The 14,290-nt window shown below is 75.2% G+C and carries 13 protein-coding genes and 1 pseudogene; 8 read left to right on the forward strand and 6 right to left on the reverse strand.

What is annotated here, in order from left to right; all coding sequences use genetic code 11:
• Positions 1–26: 26 nt before the first annotated feature.
• The gene (locus AB0L25_RS34335) at positions 27–1,685 is read right to left on the reverse strand and encodes a SpoIIE family protein phosphatase (RefSeq protein WP_500176930.1); all 1,659 of its coding nucleotides are present in this window, start codon (positions 1,683–1,685) and stop codon (positions 27–29) included.
• 99 nt (positions 1,686–1,784) lie between these two features.
• Here AB0L25_RS34335 and AB0L25_RS34340 point away from each other — a divergent pair, with 99 nt between their 5' ends.
• Positions 1,785–2,582, forward strand: coding sequence for an SAM-dependent methyltransferase (locus tag AB0L25_RS34340; protein WP_500176931.1), 798 nt, complete (start codon positions 1,785–1,787; stop codon positions 2,580–2,582).
• Positions 2,583–2,718: 136 nt separating this feature from the next.
• Here the strand turns inward: AB0L25_RS34340 and AB0L25_RS34345 are convergent, their stop codons facing one another.
• Both AB0L25_RS34345 and AB0L25_RS34350 read right to left on the reverse strand, forming a co-directional pair.
• The gene (locus AB0L25_RS34345) at positions 2,719–3,318 is read right to left on the reverse strand and encodes a hypothetical protein (RefSeq protein ID WP_500176932.1); all 600 of its coding nucleotides are present in this window, start codon (positions 3,316–3,318) and stop codon (positions 2,719–2,721) included.
• A gap of 3 nt (positions 3,319–3,321) precedes the next feature.
• Complete coding sequence (locus tag AB0L25_RS34350) at positions 3,322–4,089, reverse strand: bestrophin-like domain (protein WP_500176933.1); 768 nt, start codon at positions 4,087–4,089, stop codon at positions 3,322–3,324.
• Between the two features lie 407 nt (positions 4,090–4,496).
• Here AB0L25_RS34350 and kamD point away from each other — a divergent pair, with 407 nt between their 5' ends.
• From kamD to AB0L25_RS34385, 7 genes are all read left to right on the forward strand, one after another.
• A complete protein-coding gene (kamD, locus tag AB0L25_RS34355; protein ID WP_500176934.1) occupies positions 4,497–6,137 on the forward strand; it encodes a lysine 5,6-aminomutase subunit alpha in 1,641 nt (546 codons plus the stop codon).
• Positions 6,134–6,967 carry a lysine 5,6-aminomutase subunit beta gene (gene kamE, locus AB0L25_RS34360; protein WP_500176936.1) on the forward strand — a complete coding sequence of 278 codons (834 nt, stop codon included), beginning with the start codon at positions 6,134–6,136 and terminating at the stop codon, positions 6,965–6,967. Before kamD ends, kamE begins: the two co-directional genes overlap by 4 nt.
• Positions 6,964–7,398, forward strand: a complete 435-nt coding sequence (gene kal, locus AB0L25_RS34365; RefSeq protein WP_500176937.1) for a 3-aminobutyryl-CoA ammonia lyase — start codon at positions 6,964–6,966, stop codon at positions 7,396–7,398. The genes kamE and kal overlap by 4 nt, the downstream gene beginning before the upstream one ends.
• A gap of 623 nt (positions 7,399–8,021) precedes the next feature.
• Positions 8,022–9,875 carry an apolipoprotein N-acyltransferase gene (gene lnt / locus AB0L25_RS34370; RefSeq protein WP_500176939.1) on the forward strand — a complete coding sequence of 618 codons (1,854 nt, stop codon included), beginning with the start codon at positions 8,022–8,024 and terminating at the stop codon, positions 9,873–9,875.
• Entirely contained in the window at positions 9,872–10,627 is a 756-nt protein-coding gene (locus tag AB0L25_RS34375; protein WP_500176941.1) for a polyprenol monophosphomannose synthase, read from the forward strand. Before lnt ends, AB0L25_RS34375 begins: the two co-directional genes overlap by 4 nt.
• Positions 10,628–10,727: 100 nt before the next feature.
• Positions 10,728–11,345 (forward strand): FxsA family protein, encoded by a 618-nt coding sequence (locus AB0L25_RS34380; RefSeq protein WP_500176942.1) that lies wholly within the window; start codon positions 10,728–10,730, stop codon positions 11,343–11,345.
• Positions 11,346–11,720: 375 nt separating this feature from the next.
• Positions 11,721–11,957, forward strand: coding sequence for a hypothetical protein (locus tag AB0L25_RS34385; protein WP_500176985.1), 237 nt, complete (start codon positions 11,721–11,723; stop codon positions 11,955–11,957).
• A 211-nt stretch (positions 11,958–12,168) separates the two neighbouring features.
• Here the strand turns inward: AB0L25_RS34385 and AB0L25_RS34390 are convergent.
• The 3 genes and pseudogenes from AB0L25_RS34390 to AB0L25_RS34400 all read right to left on the reverse strand — a co-directional run.
• A pseudogene (locus AB0L25_RS34390) lies at positions 12,169–12,366 on the reverse strand (MFS transporter); the annotation flags it as partial.
• A gap of 87 nt (positions 12,367–12,453) precedes the next feature.
• Complete coding sequence (locus AB0L25_RS34395; RefSeq protein ID WP_500176943.1) at positions 12,454–13,284, reverse strand: DUF2182 domain-containing protein; 831 nt, start codon at positions 13,282–13,284, stop codon at positions 12,454–12,456.
• On the reverse strand, positions 13,281–13,934 hold the full coding sequence (locus tag AB0L25_RS34400; RefSeq protein WP_500176945.1) for a DUF1326 domain-containing protein: 654 nt from the start codon (positions 13,932–13,934) through the stop codon (positions 13,281–13,283). The genes AB0L25_RS34395 and AB0L25_RS34400 overlap by 4 nt, the downstream gene beginning before the upstream one ends.
• Positions 13,935–14,290: the final 356 nt, after the last annotated feature.

Raw genomic sequence — 14,290 nt, forward strand, 5'->3', positions numbered from 1 at the left:
GCGGGGCCCCGCCGCGGGGCCGGTGATCAGCGCCGGTCAGGTTCGGGGGCGACGAGGAGCAGCGCGATGTCGTCCTGGCCCTGCTGGTCGGCCAGCAGCGCCAGGATGCCGTCGGCGGCGTCCTCCAGGGAGCCGCCGGCGGCGGCGTGCGAGGCGACCAGCGCGGACCCGAGCCGGGTGATGCCGTCCTCGATGTTGCGCATGCGGCTCTCCACGAGCCCGTCGGTGTAGAAGGCCAGGACGCCGTCGGGCGGCAGGACGGCCGTGACCTGCTCGTACTCGGCGGGGTGGGCGGGGTCGGCGACGCCGAGGGGCAGGCCGTCGGCGACGGCGAAGTGCCGGGCGGTGCCGTCGGGCAGGGCGAGCAGCGGCGGCGGGTGCCCGGCGCACGCGAGCTCGCAGCGCAGCGTCGCCGGGTCGCACACCACGCACAGGCAGGTGGCGAACTGGGCGGCGTCCAGGTCCTGGGCGATGGCGTCGAGGCGGGCGAGGACCTCGGCGGGCGGCAGTTCGCAGCTGACGAGGGTGTGCGCGGCGACCCGCAGCTGGCCCATGGCCGCGGCGGCGGTGACGCCGTGCCCGACCGAGTCGCCGATGACGATCGCGACGCGTTCGTCCGGCAGGGGGACGACGTCGTACCAGTCGCCGCCGACCGCGGCGCGGGCGGGCCGGTAGCGGTGCGCGATCCGCAGGCCGGGCGGGACGGTGACGCGGGTGGGCAGCAGCCCGGCCTGCAGGGCGGTCGAGGTGCGGCGCTCGCGCCGGTACAGGCAGGCGTTGTCGATGCCGGTGGCGGCGCGGGCGGCGAGTTCGGCGGCGAGGGCGGTGTCGGCGGGCCCGAAGGGGGCGCGGCCGCGTTTGCGGCTGAACACCGCGAAGCCGAGGGCGCGGCCGCGGGCGGTGAGCGGGACGGCCAGCAGCGACACGTGGTCGAGGACGGCCTCGACGCGGCGGCCGGTGCGGGCGGCGATGGTGTCGAGGGCGTCCTCGCCGCCGAACTCGACGGTGCGGCCGGTGGCGACGCAGCGGGCGTAGGGGGTGGCGGCCGGGTAGACGATGACCTCGCCGGTGGGGAACGCGGCGGTCCAGTCGCCGGGGTCGTCGCCGGCGAACGCGACGGCGAGGCGGCGGACGACGACCGAGCCGTCGTCGCGGCCGTCGGGAACGGGCGCGTCGTCGTCGGCGAGGCGGCGTTCGAGGACGTAGATGGCGCCGGCGTCGGCGAAGCGGGGGACGGTGACGGCGACGATCTCGCGGGCGGTCAGGGCGAGGTCGAGGGTGGAGCCGATGCGGCGTCCGGCCTCGTTCAGCAGTTCCAGCCCGCCGGCCCACGGGGGCGCGACGGTGAGCGCGACGAGCGTCCGGCCGGATTCGGCCGTGAGGGCCTGGCAGGTGGCCCGCAGGCCGTCGGGGGCGCCGGGGATCGGCGGGAGCGTCCCGGTCCAGGGGCGGCCGGACGCGGCGCGCGCGACGGCGTCGGCGAGCGTGGCGGCGGCCGGGCCGCCGAGGAGTCCGGGCAGGTCGGCGCCCACGGCGTCGGCGGCGGCCCGGCCGAACAGGCGTGCGGCGCCGTCGCTCCACCCGGTGACGGTGCCGCCGGTGTCGAGCAGGACGGTCGCGGGGTCGAGCGTCGCCGGGTCGAGCGGGGCGGCCGGTTCCGGTCGTGCCGCGGGGTGCGTGGACATCGGTGTTCACAGTCCCGTGTACGGGGTGGTGCGGGCGGTGCCGCGTTACGCTGTGGGCGCCCCGCGGCCGCTGCCCCTCCATGGACAAGGGAGACGTGCATGGACCCCGAGTGGATCCCACCCGAAGTCGACAGTCGGAGACCAAGCGTCGCACGGGTGTACGACTTCCTGCTCGGCGGAGACCACAATTTCGCGTCGGATCGTGACCTTGCGACCGGGTTGCTGCGGGTGGAGCCGCAGGCGCGGGAGCTCGCGCACGCCAACCGGGCGTTCCTGCGCCGCGCGGTCCGCGCGGTCGCCGAGGCCGGGGTGGACCAGTTCGTCGACATCGGGTCGGGCATTCCGACGCAGGGCAACGTGCACGAGGTCGCGCAGGCGGTGAATCCGGACGCCCGGGTGGTGTACGTCGACAACGACGACGTCGCGGTCGCGCACAGCCGCACGATCCTGGAGGGCAACGACCGGGCGGCGGTGATCCAGGCCGACATGCGGCGGCCCGAGCGGATCCTGGGCGACCCGCTGCTGGCGGAGCTGGTGGACCTGTCGCGTCCGGTGGCGTTCCTGCTGGTCGCGGCGCTGCACCTGGTGAAGGAGGAGGAGCGGCCGGACGGCATCGTGGCGGCGCTGCGGGACGCGGCGGCGCCGGGCAGCCATCTGGTGCTGTCGCATCTCACGCACGACGCGCAGCCGGGCAAGGCCGCGGCGATCGGGAAGCTGTACGACCGCGCGACGTCCCCGGCCGTGGCGCGGTCGCACGAGGGCATCCTTCGGTTCTTCGACGGGTGGGACCTGCTGGATCCGGGGCTGGTGTACGTGCCGCTGTGGCGTCCCGAGGACGGCGGCGTCGACTCCCCGGAGCGGTTCCTGGTGTTCGGCGGGGTGGGCCGCAAGCCGTGACGGACCGGGATGGGACGGGCACACGATCGTCCCATCCCGGTCCCGGGGCCGACGGGAGGGCGGGCGCGGCGCGCGCCGGTCGGGCGGGCGGACACCGGCCGGTGGGGGCCGGCGGCCTCGCGGGTCCGGGCGGTGCTCAGCGGGCGAAGGCGATGGCCGTCCCGGCGCTGACCACGACCGCGATGATCACCAGGACCAGTGAGGTGCTGAGCGGGTCGCGGCGCTCGGGCCGCTCGTCGGAGGCGCGCTGGACGGTGTGGTGGACGATCTTCTCGCGCGGCGACGGCGACGGTGCGGGCGCCGGCCGGGGCAGTGCCCGCGGCGGTGCGGGGCGGGCCGGCCGCGTGACCGCGGCGGGTCGCGGCGCGGGCGGCCGGGGCGCGGGCTCGGCGGCCGGCGGCCCGGCCGGGGGCGGCGCCGCGGGCGGCTCGGGGGACGGTTCGGCGGGCGGTTCGGGGGGCGGCTCGGGCGTGGGCTCGGGCGGCTCGGGCGTCGGTTCCGGTTCGGGCGGCGGCTCGGGCGTCGGGGGCGGGGACGTCGGCGGTTCGGGGGTCGGCGGTTTCGGGCATTCGCCCGGGCCGTTGCCGACGTGGACCTCGACCTCTCCGTCGATGCAGACGCTGACGCCGCCGGGCGGCAGCGGGTCGGCGTGGGCGGGCGGGGCGGCGGCCAGCGTGAGGGCGCCGGCGGCCCCGCCCTGCAGGATGAGGGCGGGCAGGATCAGGACGCGGCGCAAGGGTCATCCACCTCCGTCGATGCGTTGGAGTTCGGCCTGCAGTTCGACGAAGGCCTCCGGCCCGACGGCCAGGGCCCCGTCGAACGGGTGGGCGATGTCGATGGTCAGGTAGGTTCCGGCGGCCAGCAGCGCGGCCATGAGCGCGAGCGGGATCAGGGCCGCGCCGCGCGGTGCGGCCCCGGCCAGGAACGGCAGCAGCACGACCACGACGCCGGTGAGGACCGTGACGGCGGTGAGGCCGGCGGGCGGCGTGGTGCGGGCGTCCATGGCGCGCTGGTTGCGTGCGGCGGCGATCTGCCCGATGTTGTCGAGGACGGCGGCGCGGGCCTCGCGGAGCTCGTCGTCGTCGGCCTTCAGCGCGATGACGTCGCGGCGGACGCGGTCCAGCAGCGTCCACCCGGCGGGCGCGAGCCGCCCGTCGGCCATGAGCTCCCACTCGGTGTCGCGGACGGTGTCGACGTAGGCGCGCAGGCCGCTGCGTACGGCGGTGCGCTGGTCGTCGGGCAGGCGGGACGCGGCCCAGTAGGTCTCGGCGATGGCCTGCGTCTCGGCGTAGGTGCCGGCGCGGGCCGCGTCGGCGGTCGTCCAGGGGACGATGACGGCGATGGCGAACGCGAGCAGGAACAGCGCCGACAGCATCGCCCCGGCGTGCGAGACGGTGGGGCCGTCGGGGGACGCGTCGTCGTCGGCGCGGCGCGTGCGCCGGACCAGCGCGCTCGCGACGGCGACCACGCCGACGGCACAGGCGGCCGCCGCGAAATAGACGATCATGCCCCTCCACGGGTTCGGGGTCGGAGGCGGCACCGGACCAGGGGCCGCCGACACTGGGCGTGATTTTAAGGTCACGTTGAGTGTCTGTGGAGGGTGTTCGGGAAAGTCGCCGGAACGGTCACGCGGAAGTCAGGTGACCGTCCGGTCGGGCAACGGAGCGGTATCGGCGGGGGAAGCGTGCCGCGGGCGGGGTGGGGTTCCGCCGCGCGGCGGGAAGGTGTAGGGGAGCGGCGCGGGTGCGGCGCGGGTGCGGCATGGGAGCGGCGCGGGTGCGGCGCGCGAACCGGATCTATCGGACTTCTTGCGGATTTCGGTTCCGATAACGGAAGATCTTCCGTAGAGCGCGCGAAGTGAAGGATGATTGTTCGGCCGGCCCGGGAGGGGCGGCGGTGTGAGGGGAGACGGCGATGGCGCCGCACGGAAAGCTCGACCTCGATCCCGAGGCGGTCCGCACCGCCCGCCGGCTGGCCGCCCGCGCCGCCGAGCCGATCATCGCGATGGCCCGCGCCCACACGACCGTCTCGGTCGAGCGCGCCGTGCTGCGCCTCGCCGGCCTCGCCGGCGCCGACGACGGCGGCCGCCCCTGGGCCAACCACCTCGCCGACGCCGTCCGCGACCAGGTCGGGCTCGAGCACGGCGTCGCGCTGCCCGTCTGGGACGCCCTGCTGCGCGGCCCGCACGGCACCCTCGCCGACCTCGCGGGCGCCGCCGCCCGCGGCGGCGTCTCCTTCCGGCTGCCGGCCGGCGCCGACGCCGACCGCGCCCGCGCCGCCGCCACCGCCGCCGCCCGCGACGGCATCGCCCGCATCGACCGGCGCCGCGCCGAACGCGACCGGCTGCTCGCCGAGCTGCCGCCGCCCGACCGCCCCGCCGACCCCGGCGCCACCGCCCGCCCGCTGGTGTACCTGATCGTCGCGACCGGCGACATCCACGAGGACATCCCGCAGGCGCAGGCCGCCGCCCGCGAGGGCGCCGACGTCGTCGCCGTCATCCGCTCCACCGGCCAGTCGCTGCTGGACTTCGTCCCCGAGGGCGCCACCCGCGAGGGCTACGCCGGCACCTACGCCACCCAGGAGAACTTCCGGCTGATGCGCGCCGCCCTGGACGACGTGTCGCGCGAGCTCGGCCGCTACGTGCGGCTCACCAACTACGCGTCCGGGCTGTGCATGCCCGAGATCGCCACCCTCGCCGGGCTCGAGCGCCTGGACATGATGCTCAACGACTGCATGTACGGGATCATCTTCCGCGACATCAACCCGCGCCGCACGTTCATCGACCAGCGGTTCTCGCGGCAGATCCACGCCCGCGCCGGCATCGTCATCAACACCGGCGAGGACAACTACCTCACCACCGCCGACGCCGTCGACGCCGCCCACACCGTCGTCGTCAGCCAGCTGCTCAACGAGCGGTTCGGGCACGAGGCCGGGCTCACCGACGCCCAGCTCGGCCTCGGCCACGCCTTCGAGATCGACCCGAAGATCCCCGAGTCGTTCCGGCTCGAGCTGGCCCACGCCCAGCTCGTCCGCGAGCTGTTCCCCGACGCGCCGCTGAAGTACATGCCGCCGACCAAGCACATGACCGGCAACATCTTCGCCGGATACCTGCTGGACGCCTTCTTCAACCTCGCCGGCGTCATGACCGGGCAGTCGATCATCCTGATCGGGATGATGACCGAGGGCATCCACACCCCCTGGCTGTCGGACCGCGACCTGGCCCTGGAGAACGTCCGCTACGTCCGCGACGCCTGCGGCGGCCTCGCCGACGACTTCGTCCCCCGCCCCGACGGGCTGATCGCCCGCCGCGCCCGGCAGGTGCTCGCCGAGTCCCTCGAACTGCTCGAGCGCATCGGCGACGACGGGCTGCTCACCGCGATCGCCGACGGCACCTTCGGCGTCACCCGCCGCCCGCCCGACGGCGGCAAGGGCCTGGACGGCGTCGTCGAGCGCGCCGACGGGTACGTCAACCCCGCCATCGAGATCCTCGACACCGAGAACCCGCAGCGATCCGACGCCGCGCGCGCCGCGGCCGGGCAGGAGGTGCCCGCATGACCGTCGACAGCCCCGCGACCGGGACCGGGACGCGGGCCCCCGCCGAGCCCGCCGACACCCGCCAGGTCATCCGCCCCTACGGCGACACCACCGGCGACGGCATGGTGCAGATGTCGTTCACCCTCCCCGTCCCCGCCGGGCCCCGCGCCGACGCCGCCGCCCTCCAGCTCGCCGGGAAGATGGGCCTGGAACCCGCCAGCGTCGTCCACGCCAAGCCGATGGGCCCCGACTTCACCTTCTTCATCGTCTACGGCAAGACCCGCCACCTCATCGACTACGCCTCCATCCCCGCGCCGCCCGAACGCGAGTACCCGCTGCTGACCGCCCAGGAGGTCAACCTCGCGATCCGCCGCGCCCTCAACCGCAGGCTCGTGGTCGTCGGCGCCTGCATCGGCACCGACGCCCACACCGTCGGCATCGACGCCATCCTCAACGTCAAGGGCTTCGCCGGAGAGAAGGGCCTGGAGTACTACCGCGAGATCCAGGTCGTGAACATGGGCGCCCAGGTCACCGTCGCCGAACTCGTCGAACGCGCCAAGGCCGTCGACGCCGACGCCGTCCTGGTCTCCCAGGTCGTCACCCAGCGCAACGCCCACCTGCACAACACCAAGCAGATGGCCGCCGCGTTCCACGCCGAATACCCCACCGCCGTCGGCCCCGGCATGGGACGCCCCCTGCTCGTCGTCGGCGGGCCCCGCTTCGACACCGTCACCGCCGCCGACCTCGGCGTCGACCGCATCTTCGGCCGCGGCACCACCCCCGCCGAGGTCGCCAGCTACGTCGTCCACGCCCTCCTGCCCGAGGACGCCCACGGAGAGGACCCCCAGTGACCGAACCCACCACCGGCGGACCCGCCACCGGCGAGCCCGCCGATCCCCGGCGGGGCCTGACCGTCGTGCACCGGCGCTACATCCCCTACTCCCACGCCCACTACGCCGGCGACCTCGTCGACGGCGCCTACCTGCTCGCCCTGTTCGGCGACGCCGCCACCGAGGCCTGCATCCGCACCGACGGCGACGAGGGCCTGTTCGCCTCCTACTCCGACGTGCAGTTCCGCGCCCCCGTCCGCGCCGGGGACGTCGTGGAGACCGTCGCCGTCGTCGCCCGCCTCGGCACCCGCAGCCGCACCATCGAGTTCGAGGCCCGCGTGGTGTGCCGGGGGCGGCCCGACAAGGGAGAATCGTCCGCCGAGGTCCTCCCCGAGCCGATCGTCGCCGCCACCGCCACCGGCACCGTCGTCGTCCCCGGACCGCGCGACTGACCCGCCCGGGACGCCCCGGCGCGGCCCGCCGCGACGCGCCCGGGAAGGCCGCCGCGCCCGGAAAACCGGAACCGGCCGGACCGCACCGCCGCGCCCTGACCGGCGCAGATGTCACCCCGGCCACCGATCATGGCCCTGACCTGGGTGAACGGGGAGTAGCCGCAGAACATGCGGCGGTTGACAAGGCCGTGAGAGCCGGTAAATTCGGCTCCAGTCCAGCACGGGACTCACCGATCGGCCGCCCGCGGCGCTGCCGGGCACCGTGCCGCGGCGGACCGGGCAGCACGCCCGCCCGCCCGAGCCAGTGCGGTGAACCGACGCCGCGTCCGGGGCGGAGCCGCCCGATCGGCCAGGGGGTTGGACCCGGGAAGGGCCCGGACATCCAGTAGAAAACGGAGCCTCGCTCTCACCGCCTGTGGGACGACTCCGGCCCGACGGATGTCACGGGCCCTCTTCCGTGTCCCCGGCCTCCGGGTCACCGCCCCCGTCCGCGCGCCCCCGCGTGTTCGCGCGCGCCGGGCCGCGCGCGTCCGGGCCCGCTCGTGGTCGCCCTCGCCCGCTCGGCCCGGTAGCGTTCCGAGCAGGCAGAGTCGGGAGAACCCGAGAGACCGAGCGAACGGGGCGTGGAGTTGGCCCAGGACATCATTCCGGACCGGCAGCCGGCCGCCGCGTCCGCCGCCCCCGACGCGGCCGGGGACACGGGCGGGGACACGGCCGCCGGCACCGGGCCGGCCGCCCGGCCCCGGCGGCACTGGCGCCTCGCCGCGTGGTTCCGGCGCGGCGGCGCCGCCGGATGGCCCCGCACCCTGCTCGCCGTCGTCGGCGGCCTGCTCATGTGGCTCGCGTTCCCGCCGCACGACCTGGTCGTCCTCGCGCCCGTCGGCGTCGCCGTCCTCACCCTCGCCCTGCACGGCCGCGTCCCCGGCCTGCGGCGCGCGCCCGGCGGCGTCCGCGGCACCGCCCGCACCGGCGCCTGGCTCGGCTTCCTCGGCGGCGCCGCGTTCTTCATCCCCGTCCTCACCGGCATCGTCAAGATCGGCCCGGACGCGTGGATCCTGCTCAGCCTCGTCGAGGCCGCCTACCTCGCCCCCATGGGCGCCGGGATCGCGCTCGCCGCCCGCCTCCCCGGCTGGCCGGTGTGGGCCGCCGGCCTGTGGGTGGCGCAGGAGGCCGCCCGCGGCCGCGTCCCCTTCGGCGGATTCCCGTGGGCGCGGCTCGCGTTCAGCCAGACCTCCACCCCCCTCACCCCCTACGCCGCCGTCGCCGGCGCGCCGCTGGTCACCTTCCTGACCGCGCTCATCGGAGGGCTCCTCGCCTACGCCGCCCTCGCGGCCCTGCGCGCCCGCGCCACCGGCGGCGACGCGTCCGGTGAGCGGGACGGCGGCGACGGCGGGACGCGCGGGCGCGGCGCCCGGCGCGTCCTGGCCCCGGTCGTGCCCGTCGCCGTCCCCCTCGCGATCGCCGGCGCGGTCGTCGGCGGCGGCGCCCTGATCCCCACGCCCACCGGCGGCGACCCCGTCACCGTCGCCGTCGTCCAGGGCAACGTCCCCCGCCTCGGCCTGGACTTCCAGGGCCAGCGCCGCGCCGTCCTGGACAACCACGTCGAGGCCACCCACGAGCTGGCCCGCCGCGTCCGCGCCGGGGAGGTCGCCCGCCCCGAACTGGTCGTCTGGCCGGAGAACTCCAGCGACCTCGACCCCTACCGCGAACCCGACGCCCGCGCCGCCATCGACGGCGCCGTCAAGGCCATCGGCGTCCCCGTCCTCGTCGGCGCGCTCACCGCCACCCCCGACGGGGAGAAGGTCGAGAACCGCGGCATCGTGTGGGACCCGCGGACCGGCCCCGGCGACCACTACGTCAAGCGGCACCCCGTCCCGTTCGGGGAGTACGTCCCGTTCCGCGACGTCCTGACGCGGTTCATCGACCGGCTCGACCAGATCCCCCGCGACTTCGTCCACGGCACCCGCTCGGGCGTCATGCGGCTCGGGCCCGTCACCGTCGGCGACGTCATCTGCTTCGAGGTCGCCTACGACCAGGAGGTCCGCGACGTCGCCGCCGGGCAGCTGCTGGTCGTGCAGACCAACAACGCCACCTACGGGCACACCAGCCTGCCGCCGCAGCAGATCGCGATGTCCCGGCTGCGCGCGGTCGAACATGGCCGTACGATCTTGGTTGCCGCGACGAGCGGGATCAGCGCGATCGTCGCACCGGACGGCCGGATGATCGACCGGTCCGCCGAGTTCGTCCGGGACCTGCAGGTCGCCACCGTCCCGGCGCGCACGACGACCACGCCGTCCGACCGGATGGGCGCGGCGCCCGAGTGGGCCATGGCGGCGCTGGGCGTCCTGGCCGCCTGCGCCGCCGCCCGGTCCATGACGCGCTCCGCGCGGAGCGCACGGACCGCCCGGGCCGCGCACGGGACCGGCGGGCACGCGGTGGACGGGAACGCGGTGGACAGGAACGACGAGGAGAAATGACGCCGATGGAGATGCCGGCCGAGCTCGGGCGCGTGCTCGTGATCATCCCGACGTACAACGAGCGGGACAACATCGAGCGCATCACCGGCCGGGTCCGCGAAGCCGTCCCGTCGGTGGACGTCCTGGTCGTCGACGACGCCAGCCCCGACGGCACCGGCGAGGTCGCCGACGCCATGGCGGCCGAGGACCCGCAGATCGCCGTGCTGCACCGGCAGGGCAAGGACGGTCTCGGGCCCGCCTACATCGCCGGGTTCCGGTGGGCCGCCGACCACGGCTACGACGTCATGGTCGAGATGGACGCCGACGGCTCCCACCAGCCCGAGGAACTGCCGCGCCTGCTGGCCGCCCTCGAGGACGCCGACCTGGTCATCGGCGCCCGCTGGGTGCCCGGCGGCCGCGTCGAGAACTGGCCCAAGCGGCGCGAGGCGCTGTCGCGCGGCGCCAACACCTACGCGCGGCTCATGCTCGGCATCCCCCTGCACGACGCCACCGGCGGGTACCGGGCGTTCCGCGCCGCCACCCTGGAGAAGATCGGGCTGGACGACGTCGACTCGCGCGGCTACTGCTTCCAGATCGACCTGGCGCTGCGCGCCCTGCGCGAGGGCCTGCGGGTCGTGGAGGTCCCGATCACGTTCGTCGAACGCGTCCACGGCACCAGCAAGATGAGCCGCGACGTGATGGCCGAGGCCGCGATGCGGATCACCCAGTGGGGGATGACCGACCGGGTCGACAAGTTCCGCGGCCCCCGCTGACCCCTTTACGCTCTCAGTGATGGGGGCCCCGCCGGGGAAACGTTCGGGGACGTCGCGGCGTTGACCCCGTAAAGGCTTTCCCGACCCCGAAGATGGAGCCATGCTGCCGCTCGCACTGGTCCTGGCGTTCCTGGTGTTGCCGGTCCTGGAGATCTACGTGATCATCCAGGTCGGCGAGGTGATCGGTGCTTGGCCGACGGTCGCGCTGCTGGTCTTCGAGAGCCTGCTGGGCGGCTGGATCATGCGCCGCGAGGGCCGCCGCGCGTGGCGCGCCCTGCAGGAGACGTTCAACCGCGGCGTCGTCCCCGACCGCGAGCTGGCCGACGCCGGGCTCGTCCTGATCGGCGGGACGCTGCTGCTGACCCCCGGGTTCGTCACCGACGTGTTCGGGTTCGCGTTCGTGCTGCCGTTCACCCGTCCCCTGGTCAGGGGGCTGCTGTCGCGGTGGGCGGCCCGCCGCATGCAGGTCGCGCAGGCCCGCTCGGCCACCCTGTTCCCGCCGCCCGGCGGCGCCGGGTTCGGCGCCGGCCCGTTCGGCCAGGCCGGCCTCGGCGGGTTCGGGCCCTTCGGCGCGCCCGGCCGCGACCCCGAGACGCCCCGCGGCCCCGTCGTCCAGGGCGAGGTCATCGACCTCGACAAGGACACCGGCAAGGGCGCCGGGGGAGACGGCGGCGCGACGGGCGCCGACCGGGACGCGGGCCGCAAGCCCCTCGCCTGACCGTCCCGCCCCGCCCGACCCCGTCCCGCGCTCGACCGGCGCCCGGCCCACCGGGCCGGGTCAGGCGTCGCGGCGCGCCAGCACCGCCCCGCCAGCAGCAGCGCCAGCGCCGCCCACGCCGTCGGCACGCTCAGCCCCGACCACGGCCCGATCGGCACCCGCTCCAGCGCCCGCGTCGCCTGCACCGACAGGCCCGCCGGCATCGGCGCGAACCGCTCCACCCGCTCCCGCCACCGGTCGTCCGCCAGCAGCGGGACGACCACCGGCGCGGCCCACAGCAGCCCCAGGGCGCCCGTCAGGCCCCCGGCGGCGGCACGCGTCGTCGCGCCGTCCAGCACCGACAGCGGCGGGTACCCGGCCGCCGCGGTGAACCCGTTGCGGGGCAGGACGAACCGGCCCGCCGCGCCCGCCGCCGCGACGAGGCCGGCGACCACCGCCGCCTTCGCCGCCGGCACCAGCCCCCGCCGGGGCGCCGCCGCCAGCGTCGGCACGATCGTGCGGGTCCCGTACTCCCCGCCGATCGCCGGCACGTTCCGGGCGAGCCGTCGACATCACCAGGTCCGCGCCGAGCGTCATCACCTCGCCGGCGGCAGCACCCTACGACCAGCATGACGAGGACGACGGCTTCGTTCGGTGTGGTGGCGAGAGCGGCCAGTGTGCCGCCGAAGGCCGCCAGCGCGGCCGCCCCGGCCGCCCGGTGGCCCCGGCGTCCCGCCCGCCACGGTGCGGCGCCGACGGCGTTGGCGGCGGCCAGCGGCATGAGCGCCAGCCTCCACAGGCCGATGGCGATCGCCCGCTCCCGCCCGTTGGTGAAGACCGTCCGGATGATCGCCACTGTGGACGCCATGATCATCACCGCCCCCGCGCCGAGCAGCACCCGGGCGCCGATGAGCTGTCCGGTCGTGGTGGACACCGCCGCCGCCGCGGACGCGAGGCCGAACACGGCGAAGCCGGCCAGCACCATACGCTTCCGGCCGAGCCGATCGCCCAGAGTGCCGGATGTGACCAGCAGCGCGGCCACCGTGAGCGAGTAGACGTCGACGATCCACAGCAGCGCGGTCGCGCCGGTCGAGGCCCGTCCGGCGGAACGCGGACCGTCTCGGCGGGCTCAGGTCACGGTGAGAGACAGCTCGGGCGCGGCGATGAGGACGAACGCCAAGGCGATCATCCCGGCGCCCAGCAGGCGGCTGAGCAGGACGCCGTTCCACGCCGTCTTCTCGGCGAGCACGACCACGGACAGGACGCCCATCCAGACCAGGCTCATCATCCCCGCGGCGAGCAGGACCGCCATCAGCGCCCAGCAGCAGCCCAGGCAGTAGGCCCCGTGGTGGACCCCGGCACGCACCGCGCCCGTGCGGCTCGCCGCGATCCGCGGCCCGTGCCGGACGACCACGGCCAGCGGCGACCGGCACTGCCGCAGGCACGCGTTCTTCATCGGCGTGAGCTGGTAGACGCCGGCCAGGAGCAGGACCCCGGCCCCGACCCGTGCGACGACGGGGAAGCCCGCCGCGGACGCCGTCACCTGGAACACCTGGAACAGCGCGTACGCGGCGACCCCGGCCACCCCCCACACCAGGAGGTAACCGGCGACCAGCGCGTACGATCGCGACCCGCCGAGGCCGCGCCCCCGCATCATCCGGTCGACGCGCACGATCACCGGCGCCACCGCGGGCAGCATCATCGCCGCCATCATCACGAGCCACATGCCCAGGAACAGCCCGCCGCTCATCGGCATCGGCTCCATACCGCCGCCGGAGTGCCCCGGACGGACCGCGCCGGTGAGGATCCCCATGCGCATGTGGGGCGTGGCCAAGTGGTGGACCGCCACCCACGCGGCGGCGGACAGGGCGAGCAGCACCGCGACGAAGACGAACTCCGCCGCCGCGGGCCGGGCACCGCCGCCCCGCCGGGCGTACGGCGCATGCAGCGCGGACCTCAATCCGGCCCGCTCCAGTCGAAAGTGATGTGCTTGCTCGACGTGTTCTGCCGGTTCAGATCGAACCCGAAGGCCTGCGCCCGGTAGGACAGCGCCCTTCCCCAGGTCACGACCTGGCCCGGCCCGGTCTCGGAACCGGGAAGGCCCGTGCTCTGCGCGCGTTCCCCCGCGCGCGTGGTGGGGCCGCCGAGGGCCTCGCCCCTCGCCTCGACCCGGCCGGGAACCTCCGTGCTCCAGGAGCCGAGATCATCGTCGACCGAGACGGCGACGGGCGCGTACTCGAGGCCCTTCATCTCGGGATTGAACATCCGCACGAACTCTGCGGGCCATCCGCCGGCCTGCCCGCCGAAGACCCGCTCCAGCGCTTCGCGCTGGGCCTCGTCGGCGCGTTCGTCCATGAAAATGGCGGCGTAAGGCTCCGAATGCTTGCCTTCCCACACGTTGCCGGTGAAAGAGCCGATCATCAGGACGTTGAGGCCGTCCAGGGACACGTCCCCGTAGCGCCCTTCGCGGATGTGCCAGGCGAGCACACCGTCGCAGTCGCCGTGAGTGGGTGCCTGAGCGAAGGTGCACGGGCACGGAACGTCGCACTTGCACGCGTCGAACCAGTCGCCGACGACATGCCATCTCGGTATCGCGGCGTTTTCGGTCATGGTCCCCCCTCGGTCCGATGCGGGGACCGCTCCGGTTCGTCCGGTCGAGCGATCCTCCTGCGCAGGGTGAGCCCCAAGCCCTCTTCCAAGTCTCACAAAGCACCTGGTCACCTGCCAGACCACGGGAGTAAAACCTGCAAGCTCCGGCACCGCCAAGGGCCGCCCGCGGGTCAAGCGCCGCACGTCCCCTGCTCGCGCGCCGGGACGGCGTCCGGTGCTCGCCCGCTTTGCCGGAGATCTTCGTGGCGGCCCGAACGGAGATCCGCCTTGCCGAAGACGCAGGTATCTATGTGGCCTTTTCGGCGGACCACCGCATTGACGTGCCCATAGGCCGGTGCTGTCCTGAAGAAGAACCG

The organism is Spirillospora sp. NPDC052242 (assembly GCF_040679555.1).
Lineage (GTDB): Bacteria > Actinomycetota > Actinomycetes > Streptosporangiales > Streptosporangiaceae > Spirillospora.

What these genes read in the sequence shown, in the direction of transcription:
- kamD (WP_500176934.1), top strand. Translation starts at nt 4,497, where the DNA reads ATGGCGCCGCACGGAAAGCTCGACCTCGATCCCGAGGCGGTCCGCACC.
- AB0L25_RS34335 (WP_500176930.1), bottom strand. Translation starts at nt 1,685, where the DNA reads ATGTCCACGCACCCCGCGGCACGACCGGAACCGGCCGCCCCGCTCGAC.
- AB0L25_RS34375 (WP_500176941.1), top strand. Translation starts at nt 9,872, where the DNA reads ATGACGCCGATGGAGATGCCGGCCGAGCTCGGGCGCGTGCTCGTGATC.
- kamE (WP_500176936.1), top strand. Translation starts at nt 6,134, where the DNA reads ATGACCGTCGACAGCCCCGCGACCGGGACCGGGACGCGGGCCCCCGCC.
- AB0L25_RS34380 (WP_500176942.1), top strand. Translation starts at nt 10,728, where the DNA reads ATGCTGCCGCTCGCACTGGTCCTGGCGTTCCTGGTGTTGCCGGTCCTG.
- AB0L25_RS34340 (WP_500176931.1), top strand. Translation starts at nt 1,785, where the DNA reads ATGGACCCCGAGTGGATCCCACCCGAAGTCGACAGTCGGAGACCAAGC.
- AB0L25_RS34400 (WP_500176945.1), bottom strand. Translation starts at nt 13,934, where the DNA reads ATGACCGAAAACGCCGCGATACCGAGATGGCATGTCGTCGGCGACTGG.
- AB0L25_RS34350 (WP_500176933.1), bottom strand. Translation starts at nt 4,089, where the DNA reads ATGATCGTCTATTTCGCGGCGGCCGCCTGTGCCGTCGGCGTGGTCGCC.